The sequence below is a fragment of the Mesorhizobium sp. M4A.F.Ca.ET.020.02.1.1 genome, assembly GCF_004022645.1.
Lineage (GTDB): Bacteria > Pseudomonadota > Alphaproteobacteria > Rhizobiales > Rhizobiaceae > Mesorhizobium.
On sequence record NZ_RZOI01000060.1, the window covers coordinates 1 to 16253 of the forward strand.

At 62.8% G+C, this 16253-nt stretch carries 9 protein-coding genes and 1 pseudogene; 4 read left to right on the top strand and 6 right to left on the bottom strand.

The features are described from left to right. Positions 1 to 1213: pseudogene (locus EN742_RS06845) on the top strand (prepilin peptidase); the annotation flags it as partial. Positions 1214 to 1262: 49 nt separating this feature from the next. Further along, positions 1263 to 2066 carry an efflux RND transporter periplasmic adaptor subunit gene (locus EN742_RS06850; protein ID WP_189347401.1) on the top strand — a complete coding sequence of 268 codons (804 nt, stop codon included), beginning with the start codon at positions 1263 to 1265 and terminating at the stop codon, positions 2064 to 2066. Positions 2067 to 2246: 180 nt separating this feature from the next. Here the strand turns inward: EN742_RS06850 and EN742_RS06855 are convergent, their stop codons facing one another. The 6 genes from EN742_RS06855 to EN742_RS06880 all read right to left on the bottom strand — a co-directional run bounded on the left by EN742_RS06855 (position 2247) and on the right by EN742_RS06880 (position 7539). After that, positions 2247 to 3287 carry an EscU/YscU/HrcU family type III secretion system export apparatus switch protein gene (locus tag EN742_RS06855; protein WP_126056238.1) on the bottom strand — a complete coding sequence of 347 codons (1041 nt, stop codon included), beginning with the start codon at positions 3285 to 3287 and terminating at the stop codon, positions 2247 to 2249. Positions 3288 to 3299: 12 nt separating this feature from the next. After that, the gene (gene sctV, locus EN742_RS06860) at positions 3300 to 5471 is read right to left on the bottom strand and encodes a type III secretion system export apparatus subunit SctV (protein WP_245492263.1); all 2172 of its coding nucleotides are present in this window, start codon (positions 5469 to 5471) and stop codon (positions 3300 to 3302) included. After that, positions 5468 to 5779 carry a hypothetical protein gene (locus tag EN742_RS06865; RefSeq protein WP_245455579.1) on the bottom strand — a complete coding sequence of 104 codons (312 nt, stop codon included), beginning with the start codon at positions 5777 to 5779 and terminating at the stop codon, positions 5468 to 5470. The genes sctV and EN742_RS06865 overlap by 4 nt, the downstream gene beginning before the upstream one ends. A gap of 17 nt (positions 5780 to 5796) precedes the next feature. Next, positions 5797 to 6189 (bottom strand): hypothetical protein, encoded by a 393-nt coding sequence (locus EN742_RS06870; RefSeq protein ID WP_245482229.1) that lies wholly within the window; start codon positions 6187 to 6189, stop codon positions 5797 to 5799. A gap of 44 nt (positions 6190 to 6233) precedes the next feature. Beyond that, positions 6234 to 7235 carry an EscD/YscD/HrpQ family type III secretion system periplasmic domain-containing protein gene (locus EN742_RS06875; RefSeq protein ID WP_127405064.1) on the bottom strand — a complete coding sequence of 334 codons (1002 nt, stop codon included), beginning with the start codon at positions 7233 to 7235 and terminating at the stop codon, positions 6234 to 6236. Positions 7236 to 7356: 121 nt separating this feature from the next. Beyond that, positions 7357 to 7539, bottom strand: a complete 183-nt coding sequence (locus EN742_RS06880; protein ID WP_126092905.1) for a hypothetical protein — start codon at positions 7537 to 7539, stop codon at positions 7357 to 7359. 247 nt (positions 7540 to 7786) lie between these two features. Here EN742_RS06880 and EN742_RS06885 point away from each other — a divergent pair, with 247 nt between their 5' ends. Both EN742_RS06885 and EN742_RS06890 read left to right on the top strand, forming a co-directional pair. Then, the gene (locus tag EN742_RS06885) at positions 7787 to 8605 is read left to right on the top strand and encodes a MurR/RpiR family transcriptional regulator (protein WP_245492264.1); all 819 of its coding nucleotides are present in this window, start codon (positions 7787 to 7789) and stop codon (positions 8603 to 8605) included. Between the two features lie 77 nt (positions 8606 to 8682). After that, positions 8683 to 16253, top strand: a 7571-nt coding sequence (locus tag EN742_RS06890) for a LysM domain-containing protein (protein WP_148670042.1), incomplete at its 3' end; no start/stop codon positions are given.

A 16253-nucleotide genomic window follows, 5' to 3' on the forward strand; every position in this document is an offset into this window, starting at 1 on the left:
GGCCGACAGCGCGCTGGTCGACGAGGCGCGCACGCCGCTGATCATCTCCCAGGAAAGCAATTCCGTCGACGAACGCAACTGGGCGGAAAAGACATTTCGTCTGATCGAGGACCTGCAACAGGATGTCGACTACGTGCTGTTGCCGGACCAGCGCCGTATCGAATTGACGGAAGCCGGCAAGGATAGGCTCTGGACGCGCGCTGAGGCGGCCGATGGATACTGGCGCAACCGCCTCCGACGCGAGGAATCGGCCAGGCAAGCACTCTCCGCATTGCTGCTTTTCCGACGCGGCGAACACTATCTGGTCGCTGACGAGACTGTTCAAATCGTCGACGAATTCACCGGGCGCATCATGGCCGACCGCACATGGAGCGATGGCCTTCATCAGTTGATCGAATTTAAGGAGGGCTGCAAAGTGACCCCGCGCAAACGCACCGCCGCGCGGATCACGTACCAGCGCTTTTTTCGCCGCTATCTGCGCCTCGCCGGGATGTCCGGCACCGCCTACGAGGTCAAAGGCGAATTGGGCGCCGTCTACGGGCTGTCGGTTCTCGCAGTGCCGACACACGTGCCGCCCCGGCGCGCGAAGCTCACGACAATTGTGTGTGCGACGCGCGAGGAGAAATGGAACCGCATCGTGCAGGAGGTCGAGACGATGCGGGCCCTCGGACGGCCGGTACTGATCGGCACGCGTTCGGTCTCTGCATCACAGGAACTCAGCGCATGTCTCGGGCGCGCCGGCGTCGAGCATGCCGTGCTGAATGCCGAGCAGAGCGAGGACGAAGCGAAAGTCATCGCGGGAGCGGGTCGTGTCGGAACGGTGACGGTGGCGACCAACATGGCTGGGCGCGGCGTGGACATCAAGGTCGATCCCGAGGCGCTCGCAATGGGCGGGCTTCACGTGGTGCTGAGCGAGCGCCACGATGCCCGTCGGATCGACCGGCAGATGGAAGGGCGGACGGCGCGCAAGGGAGACCGGGGGTCAACGCGGGACATTCTTTCGCTGGAGGATCCGATCCTCGATCTCGCGCCGCCACGCCTTGTCGAATGGGCCAGCCGGAGTCAAACCTGGTTCAGGCGCCGAGCCGCACTTGCGCTGTTTCGGATAGCGCAGATGCGCGCTGAGCGCGCGCATGCAGCGGAGCGAAAGGACCTGCTCGACCAGGACCGGCGGCTGGGTGTGCTGCTCGCCTTCTCCGGCAAATCCGAATAGACTTGGGCCGGCGGCTGGACTGGCCGCGGCGGGCAGGGAGCCACGTCAAATGCTGCGACCTATCTTCTCCATCGCTGCCGTGTTTCTGGCGGGTGCCGCTCATGCGGCGGCGCTCGATTGCGTCGTCAATCCTTCGATCGTGGTGGGTGTCGGCGGCACGGTGCCTGGCCTTCTGGAGGAGGTGCTGATCGATCGTGGCGACATTGTCAAAAAGGGTCAAATCCTGGCCCGGCTGAATGCCAACACCGAGCTGTCGACTATCGACTTGATGTCCGAGCAGGCGGCCAACACGTCGGAAATCGAGGCCCAGCAGGCACGATACCAACTGGCCGTAAACCGCATGGACCGCTCCAAGCGGTTGGCCAGCATGAACGTCACCTCCCAGGATGCGGTGGAGGAAGCGGTCGCGCAAATGGAGGTCTCCAAGCGCGAACTGGCGCTCGCCGAAACGCGCAAGCGCATTCTCGAACTCGAGCTTGCCCGGGCAAAGACCGTGCTGGGCCAGAAGGTTATCGTCAGTCCGATCGACGGTATTGTCATGGAACGCAAGCTGTATGCCGGCGAGTACCTCGATCAGGACGGGCAACTGGCCACGATCGCACAGCTCGACCCGTTGAGCGTCGAAGCCTTCGTCGCCGACAGCGAATACAGCAAGTTCAGCGTCGGCCTCGCCGTCCGGGTGACCGTCAGCGAGCCGCGCGATGAAGTCCTTGTCGGCACAGTTCAGGTGATCGACCGGGTATTGGACGCGGCCAGCAGGACGTTCGGCGTGCGCATCATGCTGCCCAATGCCGGCAACCGTTTGCCCGCCGGCCAGCGATGCAGGGTCGAATTCGACGTCAAGTCGAACTGAAGCGCTCCGCCTGCACAGCAATGCTGCTTAGTTTCTGCTGACAGGTGGCGAACACGCAGGATGCCCGATCGCGATGGCCCAGCGCGTTGCCGACGGACGGCTCGCCGGATCGCCCATCGTGTTCCCCGATCGGTCGCTCGCGGGAACGATACTTGCTAAGAACAACCGCGCGTTTTTACCTCAAGTGAGTCCGTGCCGGACGAGATGGCGAACGACCGGCGAAAACATCTGCTGGCCGATATAGGATCCGATGCCCGCATTCTCGAAGAGTGGTTCGGCGACGGCCGCATCTTCGACTATCGCGATACGTGCCTGACGCGCCTGAGCTACCATCTCGTCGGCTGCGCGGCCTTGGCCCTTGCCGACGACCGTCGGCACCGGCGTTTCACCCTTGAGGTAACGCAACGCCACGGCGCGGTCGCCGGACACGAAGACGATTACCGCATTTCCAACGCCGAGTTTCGCGGGTTGCATCACCGCTTCGCGCCGCTGCCGCTGCTGTTCGTGGCGGATCAAGGGATCTCCCTCGAGATCCTTGTGCTCGCGCTTGTATTCGGTGGTGGTCATGCGCATGTCGCGCAGGAACAGCCAGCGCTGAATGGGAACATCGATCACGCCGATGACGACGAAGGCAAGCGCGGCGGCAACGCCAAGGGGTATCAGCACCGCCTTGATGATCGGCTCCAGGCATGACGGACCGCAACCCGGCGCATCGAAGAGCGGTTGCAGCCACGCGATCAGAACGAATACGAAGAGGCTTGCCAGCAACATCACCTTGACCAGGCCCTTGCTGAACTCGATGACGTTGCGGAGCGACAGGATCTTCTGCAGGCCCTTCGCCGGGTTTATGTGATCGAACTGCGGCTTCAGCGGCTCAAACGAGAAGACCGGCCCGAACGTCCCCAGCATGCCAAAGGCCAGGGTGAGAACGACGACGATCCCGACCAGCGGCAATGTGGCAAGCATCAGCAACGAAAGAAAATGGCGGATGGCCCGCAGGCTGACATCCGCGAACGGGCCGCTGGTCTCTGTCACGGTCTGCACGAGTTCCGAAAGGTGCTTGAACAGCATCGGCCAGGAAAAATAGAGATAGCCGAGCGCCGCGAGAAACGTGAAGCCGGAGACCAGGTCGCGGCTCTGCGAAACCTGGCCCTTGCGGCGAGCGTCGCGAAGCTTCTTGTCCGACGCCGGTAACTTCTTTTCCTCAGCTTCTTCGGCCATGTTGCAATCTCGTCATGAGGCAGCCTCTTGCCCGGCTTTCGCCTGAGCCGACGGCAGCGCCTGCGAGCGCGCGCCGGCCCTGCCGGTGCGGCCGGTGATCGTGGCCAGGGGCTGGACGTTGAATTCCTGCGCGAGTTCCTGGAACGACAGAACCGGAAGCTCGATGGCATTGTGCATCAGCAGGCTGCGCATATGCCGGCGCACGTCCATCGCGGCAAGCACGACCGGCGAGACATCGATGGAGCTCTGCGACAGGGCTCGCTCGATCTCGGTGACCAGGGCCTGCGCGTCATCGTCCGAAAGGTTCAGGAATGTGCCGGTCGATGCGCTTTGCACCGCGTTGCGCAGGATATCCTCGGCCGACCGCTGCAGCACATAGGCCGCGATGATGTTGTTGCGGCCGGCGGAGCGGAAGCTGATCTGGCGCTTCAGGGATGTGCGGACATATTCCGTCAGCAGGACAACGTCCTGTTCGCGCTGGCCCCATTCGATCAGCGCTTCGAGGATGAGGCGCAGATTGCGGATCGGCACGTTTTCGCCGACAAGCCGGCGGAGCACTTCCGCGATCTTCTGCAGCGGCACGATCTCCTGGGCCTGCCTGACCAGATCCGCGTAGTCCGGCTCGATGTCTGACAGGAGCCTGCGTGTCTCCTGAATCCCGACGAAATGGCCGGCATAGAGCCGCAGTGCATTTCCGGTCCACTTGGCCGCCGTTTCCGCTGGTGCGGAAAAGGCGAAGCCGGCCTCCTTCAATGCCGCTATCTGGCTGTCATCGACCCACGCGAATCTACGCTGACCGGCAATCGACGAGCCGTCTTCGTAAGTCACCTCGAGCAGGTCGAGGTGCGTCGCATCCGCCTCGACGAGAACGCGGTCGGCAGGAATTTCGGCATCCAGGATCGGCGCGCCTTCCAGATCGACGCGGATGCTTCGTGATGAAAGCATCTCGTCGACCTGCATGCCGATGGCCGGAACGTCGATACCGAGATCGCCGAAGAGCTCGCGGCGCACGCCATCGGCCAGCGCGGCAAATTCGGGCTCAGGGATCGAGCGCCCGAGTTCGGCTCCGAAGCGCACGACGATGCGGTAGGACGAAGGCAGCGTTCCGGTAGGGATTGCTGAAAGCGCCGCGGAATTCCCCGGTTGTTCGCGCGTTACGATCTGGCCGGCGTCGTCGTCAGGCTCGGATTCCCGGGCGGTACGGCGACTGATTGCGTAGGCGCCGGCACCGAAGCTGGCGCCGAGGATCAGGAACACGATCGACGGAAAACCTGGCACGATGGCAAGGCCGACCATGATCACCGCGGCAAGACCGAGTGCTCGGGAGTCGCGCAGCAGCTGGCTGGTAATTTGCCGGCCAAGGTCGCCCGCACCGTCGGCGCTGCCGACGCGCGTCACCATCGTGCCTGCGGCCACCGCGACGAGCAGTGCCGGTATTTGCGCCACCAGCCCGTCACCCACGGTCAGCAGCGAGTAGGTCGCGGCCGCGTCACCGAGGGACATGTCGTGCTGCAGCGTCCCGACCGCGAAACCGCCGATCAGGTTGACCAGGATGATCACGATGCCGGCGATGACATCGCCCTTGACGAATTTCATGGCGCCGTCCATCGCGCCGAACAGCTGGCTCTCGCGCTCCAGCTGCTGGCGCAGACGACGTGCCTCCGTCTGATCGATATCGCCGTTGCGCAGTTCCGCATCGATACTCATCTGCTTGCCTGGAAGCGCATCGAGCGTGAAGCGCGCCGCCACTTCGGCGACGCGCTCGGCACCGCGCGCGACCACGATGAACTGCGCGATGGTGATGATCAGGAAGATGACCAGGCCGACCGCAATGCTGCCGCCGACGACAAAGGTGCCGAAGGCGGTAATGATCTCGCCAGCATCGGCCTGCAGCAGGATCAGTCGCGTCGTCGTGATCGTGATCGCCAGCCGGAACAAGGTGGCGATGAGGATGACCGACGGCAGCGACGAGAACTGCAGCGGATGGGAAACGTAAAACGATGCCAGCAGGATGAGCACGCTGATGGCGATATTGGCGGTGATGAGAATGTCGACGAGGAATGTCGGCAAGGGAATGAGCATCATCACCACCGCGACGAGCAGCAGGACGGCGATGACCAGATCGCTGCGGCGTGACAGTCTGGCAAGGAATTGCAGAAGCCGCTCCGACACGGTCATGGTCATTGAACGCCTCGTTGCGACAGGAAGCTCAGCAGGGCGCTGTGCGCCTCGGTCTTGCGCCCCGCCACGAGCAAGGCGCGGCTCTTCAGCAAGGCAAGCGCCGGATGGTCCATTCCTTCCAAGGTCTCCAGCCTGGCAATCGTGGCCAGCGCCTTTTCCGCCTCGCCATCGAGGATGAGCAGATGCGCCAATGTCCTCAGCACGCCGGCATTTCCCGGCGACAGCTGCGCGGCGATGAGCAGATACGCCGCGCCCCGCTTTGCCTGCCCGTGAGACCCGTAGAGAAAGCCCAGGACATGCAGCAGATGCACCGTGTCATCCGGGCCGGTCAGATTTCGATTCCTTCCTGCATGCGACCAAGCAGGTCGCGATGACGCTCGATTTCATCCTCCATCAGCGTTCTCGCAAGCGACTTGAGCTGCTCGCCGCCCTCCAGGTCGGGGACCAGGTGTGTCACAAAATGCTGGAGGATAGGCACGGAGCGCCGCAAGATGGCTGGCTCGGGTATACGGGGCATGACGAAGTTGATGAGGATCTCATCAAGCGATTCGCCAGCCGCCTCGCCGGAGGGTTGGAACTCCGCGGTTTGCGGCCTTTCAGCACCAGCGGCGGATTTCGTTCCCTGAGCGCGGCTCGCGGCCTTGTCGACGCCATTCATCCGTCGCCGGTTGATAGCCTGGCCGCGCACGCCTTCCGCCTGGCGCACCTCGCGGCCAGCCATGTCCATCCTTGCCGAATCGAGTCGTGGCCCTTCAAGCCGACGGTTCACGGATATTTCAGCGCGACCGTGGCGCCGCCCTTCGTCAGGAGAAGTTCCGTCTCGCCGATGTGCTTGATGGTCCAGCCATCATTGGTGAATGCACCTTCGTGGTAGCGGGCGCCGTCGGCTGCGATGACGTAGGGCCGGTCGCCATACCAGATCGCCTGCAGCGTCAGGCGCGGGGCCTGCTGCGCATCGCCGATCATGACGTTGGAGACCAGCGGAATGTGCGCGCCGAACGCCTGGTCGAACCAGGATTGCGTTTCCGTCCAGACGCCGCTCTTGTCATTCGGGATCATGCCCGAGACCACGAGACGCCCCGGCGATCGCTGAACGGTCAAGGTGCTTATGCCGGATTGCTCCAGACGTTGCTTGAGCCGGCTTTCCGCTTCGGCGGCGGTTTGCAGCTGCGCCGGTGATGAATCGTCCAGCACTTCCTTCCCGGTCTCGCCGGCAAAGGCCATTCTGACCGGTTCACCATCTTGAGCGGGTTGCATCTCGCCAATGTCCGGCTTGGCGAGAGAGAGGCCGTTCGCGGCGAGCGAGAGGGCGAATACGGCGCACAGAACGCTGCCCGCGACCAGGAGCGGGCGATTGGAAAAGGACCACCGACTTGCGGGGCGTTCCGGGTTGACCAGCCGTATACGGGCATCGCCGACGCCGATCGTGAGCGGCAGCCTGCAGCGGCTGCCGTGGCCTTCATGGATGGTCTCGCCTGTGGCGAGCGCGACATCGCCGCCGACGGCTTCGATCTCAAATTGGCCGCCCTTGCGCCGCAGCCTTGCGTGGACCGGCGCGATGCCGGCGTCTCTGAGAACAATGTCCGACTCCGTGCTGGAGCCGATCGTATACTGCGGCTCGACCAAGCTGAGTTCGGCGCCGGTGTGGAATCCGTGCGTGACGCTGAGCACAACGGAGTGTCCGGATGCCGGCGAGCGGGCGATGATCGACCGCAACCGGCGCGCCGGTGCCGCATCCAGATACCTGCCGATAGGAGTATCGGTCATGCCACTTCATCTCCCGCCGATGACGATTTCAAATGCAGCCTGACGCCGGTGTTGAAAAATCCTGCCGTACAAGTGCGCCGCCGGTTGCTCGCGGCGGCGCATCGGGTCGCGGAACCTTGCCTTAAGCCTTCTCAGCCGACTGGCCGAGCGTCCTCGCGGTGCTCATCAGCATGTCATGCTGGGATTTCGCGATCTCTTTCGTGATCTCCAGGCCAAACATGCGCTCCTGGTGCTTGATCATCTTGTCCAGGTTCTGTTCCGGCGACCCTGCAGAGCCGGACGTAATGGGAGGGGTAGCAGCCATCATTGTCTCCTTGCGAGAAATTCAAGTTGCAAGCGCCGGGATTCACACAGCTGCGATCCGGCACGTTGCCAAGGCAGCTTAAGGCAGTATGGCCGAAAATGAAAGTCCATTTGGAATATTTGAGCCACTGCAGTTCCAACTGTTGCGTTGCCGGCGTTCAAGGAGTAACCTCCAAGCCGGGTGAATGGGGTATTCAAAAATGGAAAAAGGTCCTTTGGCCGAGCTGTTAGTCGAACGGTTCGAGAATATGCCGCCGCAGTTGCGGGTCGCCGCGCGTTTCGTGCTCGACCATCCCAAGGATGTCGCGCTGATGTCGATGCGCGAGCAGGCGCACCAGGCCGGTGTTTCGCACAGCACGATGATGCGGCTGGCGCGATGGCTTGGCCTAGATGGCTACGAGGACATGCGCAGCCTCTATGCGCGCGCGCTTCGTGAGACAATCGTTGGTGAGCCGGCGCGGCAGGGCAAGCAGGATGGCGATCCGGGATATTCGACGGTCGGGGTCGTTGCCGATACGCTCGCGGCACAGATTGCAAGTCTCGGCGAATATGGCAGTGCCATGCAATTGATCGCCGCCGCCGGCTTGCTTGCGCGGTCCGCCAATCTGTTCGTCCTCGCGTCGCGCTATCCGGTGGCGAGCCATTGCGCTGACATCATGTCGTTTCTGGTCGATGGCGACCGCAAGGTTACGCTCGTCGGCGAGATGGGCGGCGCGGGTCTGGATGTCCTGCAGCATGCCGGAGGTGGCGACGTGCTTCTGGCTGTGGGCATGTCGCCTTATGAGCGCACGACCATCGAAGTGGCGCGCCAGTCGGTCCGCCAAGGTGTCGGCGTGGTGGCAATCACCGACAGCAGCGTGTCGCCGCTGGCCCGGATCGCGCGGGAAGCAATTATCGTCACGTCAAACTCGCAGTCGTTCTTCCGCAGCCTCGCGCCTGCCTTCGCCGCCGTCGAAATTCTGGCGGCACTGACGGCTGCGCAGTCCGAGGTGAATGCCGCAGATCGAGTAAAGCAGTCGGAAGGGCAGCTTGCTGCTTTCGGCATTTATTGGAAGCCCCCCAGATAGCATTGGAACGGGTGCTGTCGGGGCGGGCGTGACGGCAGCCGGGCTGCCGGCAACAGTGATTTCCGGAGGTCGTCCAGATGGTTCGCCCGATAACGCTCACCAAGCCGCCCGTCCAGCCGCAAAGGGTCAACGCCAAGGCAAACACCGCTGAGATAGCGCGGCTGGAGGCACAGGCGGCACAGTTGCGGGAGCAGATCAGGCTCGCCAACAGAATGGGCGAGCGTGATTGGGCGGCACAGGCACGCCAGGAACTGGCGCAGGTGAACACGCAACTCAGTTCCCTTCAACCGCCACCGGTTGCGGCTCCGGCGACGCCGGGCGTCAATGCCAGCACCGGCACCTCAGGCAATGGCGCGACGGTGGCGCCGGCTCTCTATGTGCAACCCGATCTTGCCGCACCCGCGGTGACGCCAGTGAAACTTGATGGGGGCGCGGCCGAAGAGAATCCCAGGGACGCGACTACCGCCCGCAACATTGTCAACGACGTCACCGGCGGCAAGAGCATCGACCAGATTGCGTCCGCCCGCGGCATGACGCGCGAACAGGTCATCGCCGCGCTCAGATCCGGCGGAATGACCGTGTCGACCACCGACCCGACGAGCGGCAACGGCGACGTGCAGACGACGAAGATCACGGATGCCGGCGGCCGCACCGTCACCCAATATTACGACTATCAGCACGACAGCTACTATACGAGCGTCCAGGCACAACCCAACGGCGCGGCAACCACCACGCCGGTCCGCGACGGGCTCGGGCGCAAGGAAACCAGCAGCTACAATCCCGATACCGGCGCCATCACGACGCGGTATGAAGACGATCTCGGCACCGGCACCGTCACCGAGCGGACGTCGCTGCCCAATGGTGCCTCGGTGGAAACGGTAACGCCGGGCGTCGGCCCGGCGCTTCCCGTAACCACCGTCACCGGTCCGGACGGTCGCAAGACTATTCTGAGGCCCTCCCAGGATCCTGGTGGCGCCAGCACCCAGAACATCAAGAACGGTCTCGCCGACGGAAAAAGCATCGAGCAGATCGCACGGGAAAATGGCCTCACCAGCGAGCAGGTAATCGCCGAATTGCAGGCCGCTGGCTATAAGGTGACCACGCAGCAACCGACCAGCGACAACGGCGACGTACAGTCTGTCGAGATCGTCGATCCGCACACCGGCGACAAGACTGTCTACTCGCACGACTATCAGCATGACCAACGCACCGTCGTGACCACCGCCGACGGCCAGGAAACGTCGCAGTCCGTCGATGGCAACGGCAGGACCCGCCACAGCGTCCGCAACACCGAGACTGGCGAGACCACCACCACGATCGTCGATCCGCGGACCGGAACTGAAACCAAGATCGTCACCGACAAGGACGGCCGGGTGACGACGACGACCACCGAGGAGATCAACGGCGGCGAACCTGTCGTATACGAGGTCAAGCCGGGCGACAGCCTGACCCTGATCGCGCGGCAATATGGCGTATCGCTGGATGATCTCAGACGGACGAATCCTGAGCTTTTCAGCTCCGCTCGCGACCCGAACGTCATCCACGTCGGTGAAAAGATCACCATCGAAAACGGTACGCGCACGACCGTGGAAGTCACCTTCAACGGCTACACGCTGACCACCGGGCCCGACGGCAGCATGACGCTGCACAACAACAGCACCGGCAGCGACCTGAAGATCGAGGTTGGCACGGCGCAGCAGGCGTTGGCCGAACTGCTGCTATCGATCAATCCGCAGAGCAGAGATCCCGAACAGGCCAAGGCCGACACGGTTCTCAAGACGATTCTGGAAGGCGTGCTCGGCGGGGCAAGTCCCGAGCTTGCCCAGCAAGCCGCAGACGCGCAGCAAGCAGTAAGGGACGCAATCGAGCAATATGGCGGCGGCAAGCCTGCGACGCCGAATCTCGACGGCAGCGCCACATCGGTCGGCCCGTTCGGCGAGCCGCCGTCGGCCACGGCTCCGTCAGGCGGCAAATGGGTGCCGCTGATGGTCGACGGGAGCTGGCAATGGTTCGATCCGGAAGTTGCGCGGGCGATCGCCGCCGAGAACGCTGTGATAGCGCGCCTCGGCGAAGCACAGGCAAAGCCTGGGCAGAGCGCAGCCCAACTCGACGTCTATGCCCTGGATCCCGAATATAGCGGAGCCATGACGAGTGCCGGGACGACACTTGACAGGGTCTTGGCGCCGTATGGGCTGCAATGGCAGGCCCCCGAGCCGAAAGGCACGCTTGCAGATGCGCAAGCGCGGCTGACCACCGCCAACAACATGCTTCAAAGTGCCAGCACTGCCCGGGCTGAGTACGAGGAGGGCGAGAGGAGCCTCCTTGACGCCATCGACAAGCAGGCGACGCTGCCGGTGCTCAGCGATCCGAGCAAGCCGTCCGTAGGGGCTCCCGGCGGGCCTACCAGTGAGGAAATCAACCTTCAGGGCAAAGCTGAGCACGCCGAAGCCGCACAGCTCTTTATCAACGCGGCGCTGCACACTGCGCGAGGCAACAAGGCCACGATCGACCAGATGGTCGGTGCAACAGAGCTGGAGCTTGCCGAGGCCAAGCCCGGAAGCCCCGAGCATACCGAAATCAATGGCAGGCTCGAGAACCTGAGAGCGATGCAGGAGGCGGCAGCCAGCCAGGTGACCCTGGCTGAGGCGTATGAGCAATTTGGAGTTGCGCAAAAAGATGCGGCCGACCTTGCCGTGCGGGTCGAGCCGATCAAGCAAGGCTTGATCGCGCAAGCGATGCAGAGAAATCCGCACCATTTTGATTGGGACGGCTACACGAACGGTGCAGGCGAGAACACCGGCAACCTGAAGTCGCAGGAAGTGATCGAGGAAAATGGACAGCTCTATCTCGTAAACACCTACGAGAATGATGTTTTCAGCGATGAGAACGGCAATGACACGCCAGTCCTGAAATATGCTCTGACATACGATCTCGACGACAAGAATATCAGGGACGATTTCCGCAACGATCCGCTCAACAAGCAGTGGCAGGAGTTAATGGCGTCGACGCAAAGCCCGACGTCGGCGCCGGTCTGCACGCCCTCCGGAACAGGTTCGCAATCGGCGCTGGCGGCCGCCAAATCCAACATCATCGGCGTGCAGGTCGAGCGGTTTGACGCACAGCTGCAAGATGCAAAAACTAGGCTCGTCGACGCGACGACGGCTCGCGACAATGCCATCGCCGAGCATGGCGGGGGAACGGTAGAAGCGCCCACCGGCACGCTCCAACCAGGCGAGACGCCGGTCAAGATCACTGTAAACGGTCGCGATCTTTGGGTCGCACCGGACGTTGCCGCTGCCTACGAGAAGGAAGGAGCGGGCGCAATCGGTGCCAGCGGCAAGTCGGTCCGGATCGAGATAGGTGGCCAGTGGCTTTGGGTGCACCCCGAAGTGGCGGCCGCGGAAATCGACAGGGGTTTGGCTGAAACCGAGAAGTCTCAATTGGAGACCTGGGCGGAGGATATCCGCCCTGCGATGGTGGCGGCGCGCGACTGGTACAGCTTCTATGCAAGCAGCCCCAAGCTTCTGACATATGGCAACGAGGAGCATGAGGCGCGGCTCAAGAACACGTATTTTGAGGAGCACAGGGATCAGGCGCTCGCCGGCTACCAGGTTCAGCTCAACCGGTTGTACGAGAACGGGTTCACCGGCGAATACAAGCAATACAAGCCTGGCGAACTCAGCGGCGCGGTTGCCCGCGCGCTCGGTCTCGATGCATCGAGCGAGGGGGTCGCAAAGGTTACCGGTGAAATCACTGACCGCGCCGGCGAAGACGCAGAGGTCAAGTTCGTTCCGATGTTCTCGCTTGATGGCGGGATGGAATCGTCGACAGCATTATTCGCGATCAGGAGCGATGGAAAAGACGTCGGCTATGTCGACAGCTCCGGCAAATACTACGGCAGTTTCGACGAATTCCAGCACGAGAACCGCATCTTCAGCGAGAAGGGCAAGCTGATCCTGGCCAGGGGCGGCGACATGAGACTCGGCGCCGACGGATTCTCACTCGACGAACTGGAGGTCGCCGACGCGCGCAAGGTGGATTTCTGGGACAAGGCCACCGACATCGGTCTTGGCATCGTGGCTGGCGCCGCCACCATCGTCTCGTTCGTTCCAGGCGGTCAATGGGCCATTCCCATCGCGATCACCTCCGGTGCCGCTCTTGGCGGCAAGACTCTGTACAAGGAAGGTGAGCACCTGCTTCAGGGCGGCGACTTCGATAGCCAGTCGGCCTGGAATATCGCGACCGGCGTGACTGCGTTCCTGCCGGTAGGCGCCGGTGCCCTGCGCACGTTCGGCCTGGCAAGGGCCGGCTTGTCCACGTCCGAGGCTTTCGCTGGCGGTTTCGGGATGGCGCGGATGAGCGACGCCAGCTGGGGCATTGGCAAATTCCGCGTAAACGTAACGCAATCCTCATATGCCGAACAGGCAGCGAACTATCTGCAAAGCGGCAGCAAGCTGACCACCACAGCCTGGGGCCTTGATGTCGGCGGCGTTGTCACGGGTGTTCCGGTGCTTGCCAGATCGGCGGAGGATCTGGCCGAGCATGGCGGCGAAATGTCCTTTGCCGAACTTGCGAACGCCATCATGGGCATCGGTACGGGTGCGGTCGGCACCGGCCTGGGCGGCCGCTCGCTGCTGTACAATATGCCTGGAGCGGCCGGCCCTCGGGGCGGCGACGGGACTCCACCGCCGGGGTCTCCGCCGCCAGGCTCCCCACCGCCTGGCGGAGCGGATTCGGGACCGCGACCGCGGGCCGTCTACGCGATGGGCCCGGACGGTGTCTACAGGCCCACCGGCGAACACGTCATGCCGGACCCGAATGAGATCGTTATCCAGGGCGAGGTGATCGGCGAAACCAGCGACCAGCAGGGATATGGTTTCGGTGCTCGCGAAGGTTTCGGTAACGCGGCGGACGCCGGAAATCCAACCGGCCAGCGCGCGCTGCCGGCCGGCGAATCAGAGGGCCAGAACCCGCCGCCACCCGCGGGCGACAGGAATGATCTATCAGGCGACGGCCAGCTGTCGCAGCCGATCGTGTTGCATGAGCCAGGCGCCGATGACCCGACCATGCTGCCGGGCCGCGATCCGGACGGCTCGGCCGTGCGAAGCTCATCCATCCCCGCTGGCGGCGATCCTATCATCGTGCCGAACAAGCCGATCGTGACGGACGGCGCCTTGCATCTTGTATGGGACCCGGAGACACGCAGGTTCACCGGCACACCTGAACGCGACACGAGCGGGTATGTCTACACCAGTGGCAAGGATCCGACGACGCCCTCGGCCTATCTCGACGGCTTGACCACCGAGCAGCTCGTGGCCCGTTACGAGCGGGAGCAAGGCTACTATTCCAGCCGTGAGCTGGCCGAGCGCTATGGTCCGGATGGCATTCCACAAACGCTGCGGAGAGAGGTGGACGAAAGCGCAGCTGCTGGCGCCAACCCACCGGCAGGGGTCGAGCCGGCCAAACAGAAGAACTGGCCGGACTTCAGGATATCGGCGCTCGGTCGCGTCCGCTTCAATTCCGATCCGCTAAACCTGGCTGTCCATTCGATCCCGGGTGTGCCCGAGGCACTTCAGCTAGGATCGCCGACCTGGCGGTCATACATGGTGGGGTTCGGAACACGCAGCGGCTATCGTGCCCTTTGGCAGTCATTTGCCGACAGCGTCAAATACGGGTCGCTCGAACCGGTACGCTACACACTCGGCAAGGAACTAGGGATCTCCATTCGCCCGAACGAGCATCGCAATATCACGCTCGCACAACTCGGTCTCAAAGTTCAGCGCCAGACCGCCTTTCAATTCAAAGGGGAGGATCTTCTCAACGCGGCCCGTCAGGGGCTGTTCGGCGACGCCCCGGATTCTGTCTTCACGGTTATGCCGCGTTCTGCCCGTGTCGAGGGTCAGGCAGGGAATAAGGGTTGGGCCCTGGAGCTCACATTCAGCCTCGCCCTTCGCTCAAAGTCGGCAACTTTGAGGAATGGTGAAAGCGACTTTTTCCGTCAAATGGCGGACGGCAAGACCGAATTCTCTGAGTTCGATGGCGATGTTCCGTATCGGAAGGTTTATCTCGAAGACAAGTATTATCTGACGAGTTTGCTGAGCGTCGAGAAGCGATACGAAGTGGCGATGAACGCAACATTGCCCAAGGGAACCATCGTCAATTCAGATTTCGTCGACGCAAACAGGGGAGTACTTGACCGCCTCCGGTTGAGGGCCCAATTCGTCGTGAAAGACAAGAACACGGCGCAGGCGCTTGCCGACCATCCTGACATCAGCACGATCCGGGCACTGGTGGCGTCGGGAGAAATCGATGCTCAGAAATCGATGTTGTTCATTCCTGGCTCAGAAAGCGGGATGCGGCAATCTGCTGTTCCCGGATTGGCACTGGGAGAGACAATTGTCGATCTCACGGGAAAAAGTCGACGCGTCTGGAATCCCGGCGCAAGCCGGCTCGAGGTCATCGTCAACGAGGCATTCCACAAATTCCTGCCAAGTCCCGATCGCATCATCCTGCGCAAATTGCCTGCGCCCTACAATCATTACGTTCGCTCGGACGGTCCGATCTACGTCAACCTTTTTGGCAAGCGCGAGGCTGTCGCCTCGACACTAGACGTCACGCTTGCGGTACGGAGCCCAGCCCTCAAATTCCGCGTGCCCTCGGTCCCGTTCCTGCAATTGCCATTGGCCTTCACAGGCGAGATCAGGTTCTTTTATCGAACGAATTTGCCTGAGGTCGCCCCGATCGTCGCGAAAGCCGATTTCGTTAGACGTGGATTTACCTTTGGCGACACACTGCCTGTGGAAATAGCGGTTCCGCGCTGGCTGCATGAGCTCGACCAGCGAGCTGACATGGGAGGAGGTATCGCATTTCCGAGAGGCGGCCGGGCGTCGTTCGCAAAATGGCTGGATGAACTCGAAACGACGGCGACACCCAGTCAGAAGGCCGATATTGAGGCGTTCCGCCAATCCACGTTGCTGTCGCTTGAGGATGAAGCTTTCATTCCGCCTGGCGCGATGAGCGCCGTCCGAGACTTCCTCGAGACACAGGCAAAACCAATTGAGATGCCGCCGCCGGAATTTGTCTATCTGGCGCCATCCGACCAGCAACAGCCGCTTGCGCGCTGGTATCAAAGGCAAGGAGTTGCTCCTTCGCCTTCAGACCGGCCTCTTTTGTTTCGACGGCCAGCACCGCCGGCAGGCAACCCTGCGCCTGGGCAAGACGCGGCCGCTGGCGCCGCCAACGCTGCGTCGGCCGGTAAACGCCCGCCAAGAACCCTGCAGCTTCAGGACGAGAGCGGCAATGTGATCGCCGCCACAGTGCTGGGCACCGGGCCGGCCAGTCCGGAGCGGGTTTATGTGCCGCCGGCCGACGGACCAAAGGCGCGCGGCGACGAACCGGAGCTGATGGACAAGTCGCATATTCTGTATCGGGACCCGGAGACGGGCGAAGCGTACGTCCTGCCATGGGTGCGCGGCGGCTCGCAGGACCACGTCCCGGGCAGCCAGGGACGACCGGAAGGAGAGACCGTGCCGCCGCAGGCAATGCCGGCCAGGAAGGCAATCGAAGCAGCGCCGCCAACGACCCATTCGCTGCAGCAGGTCCGCAACATGCGGCAGCCTGAAAAATGGAAGGCCGGCGAGACTTACAC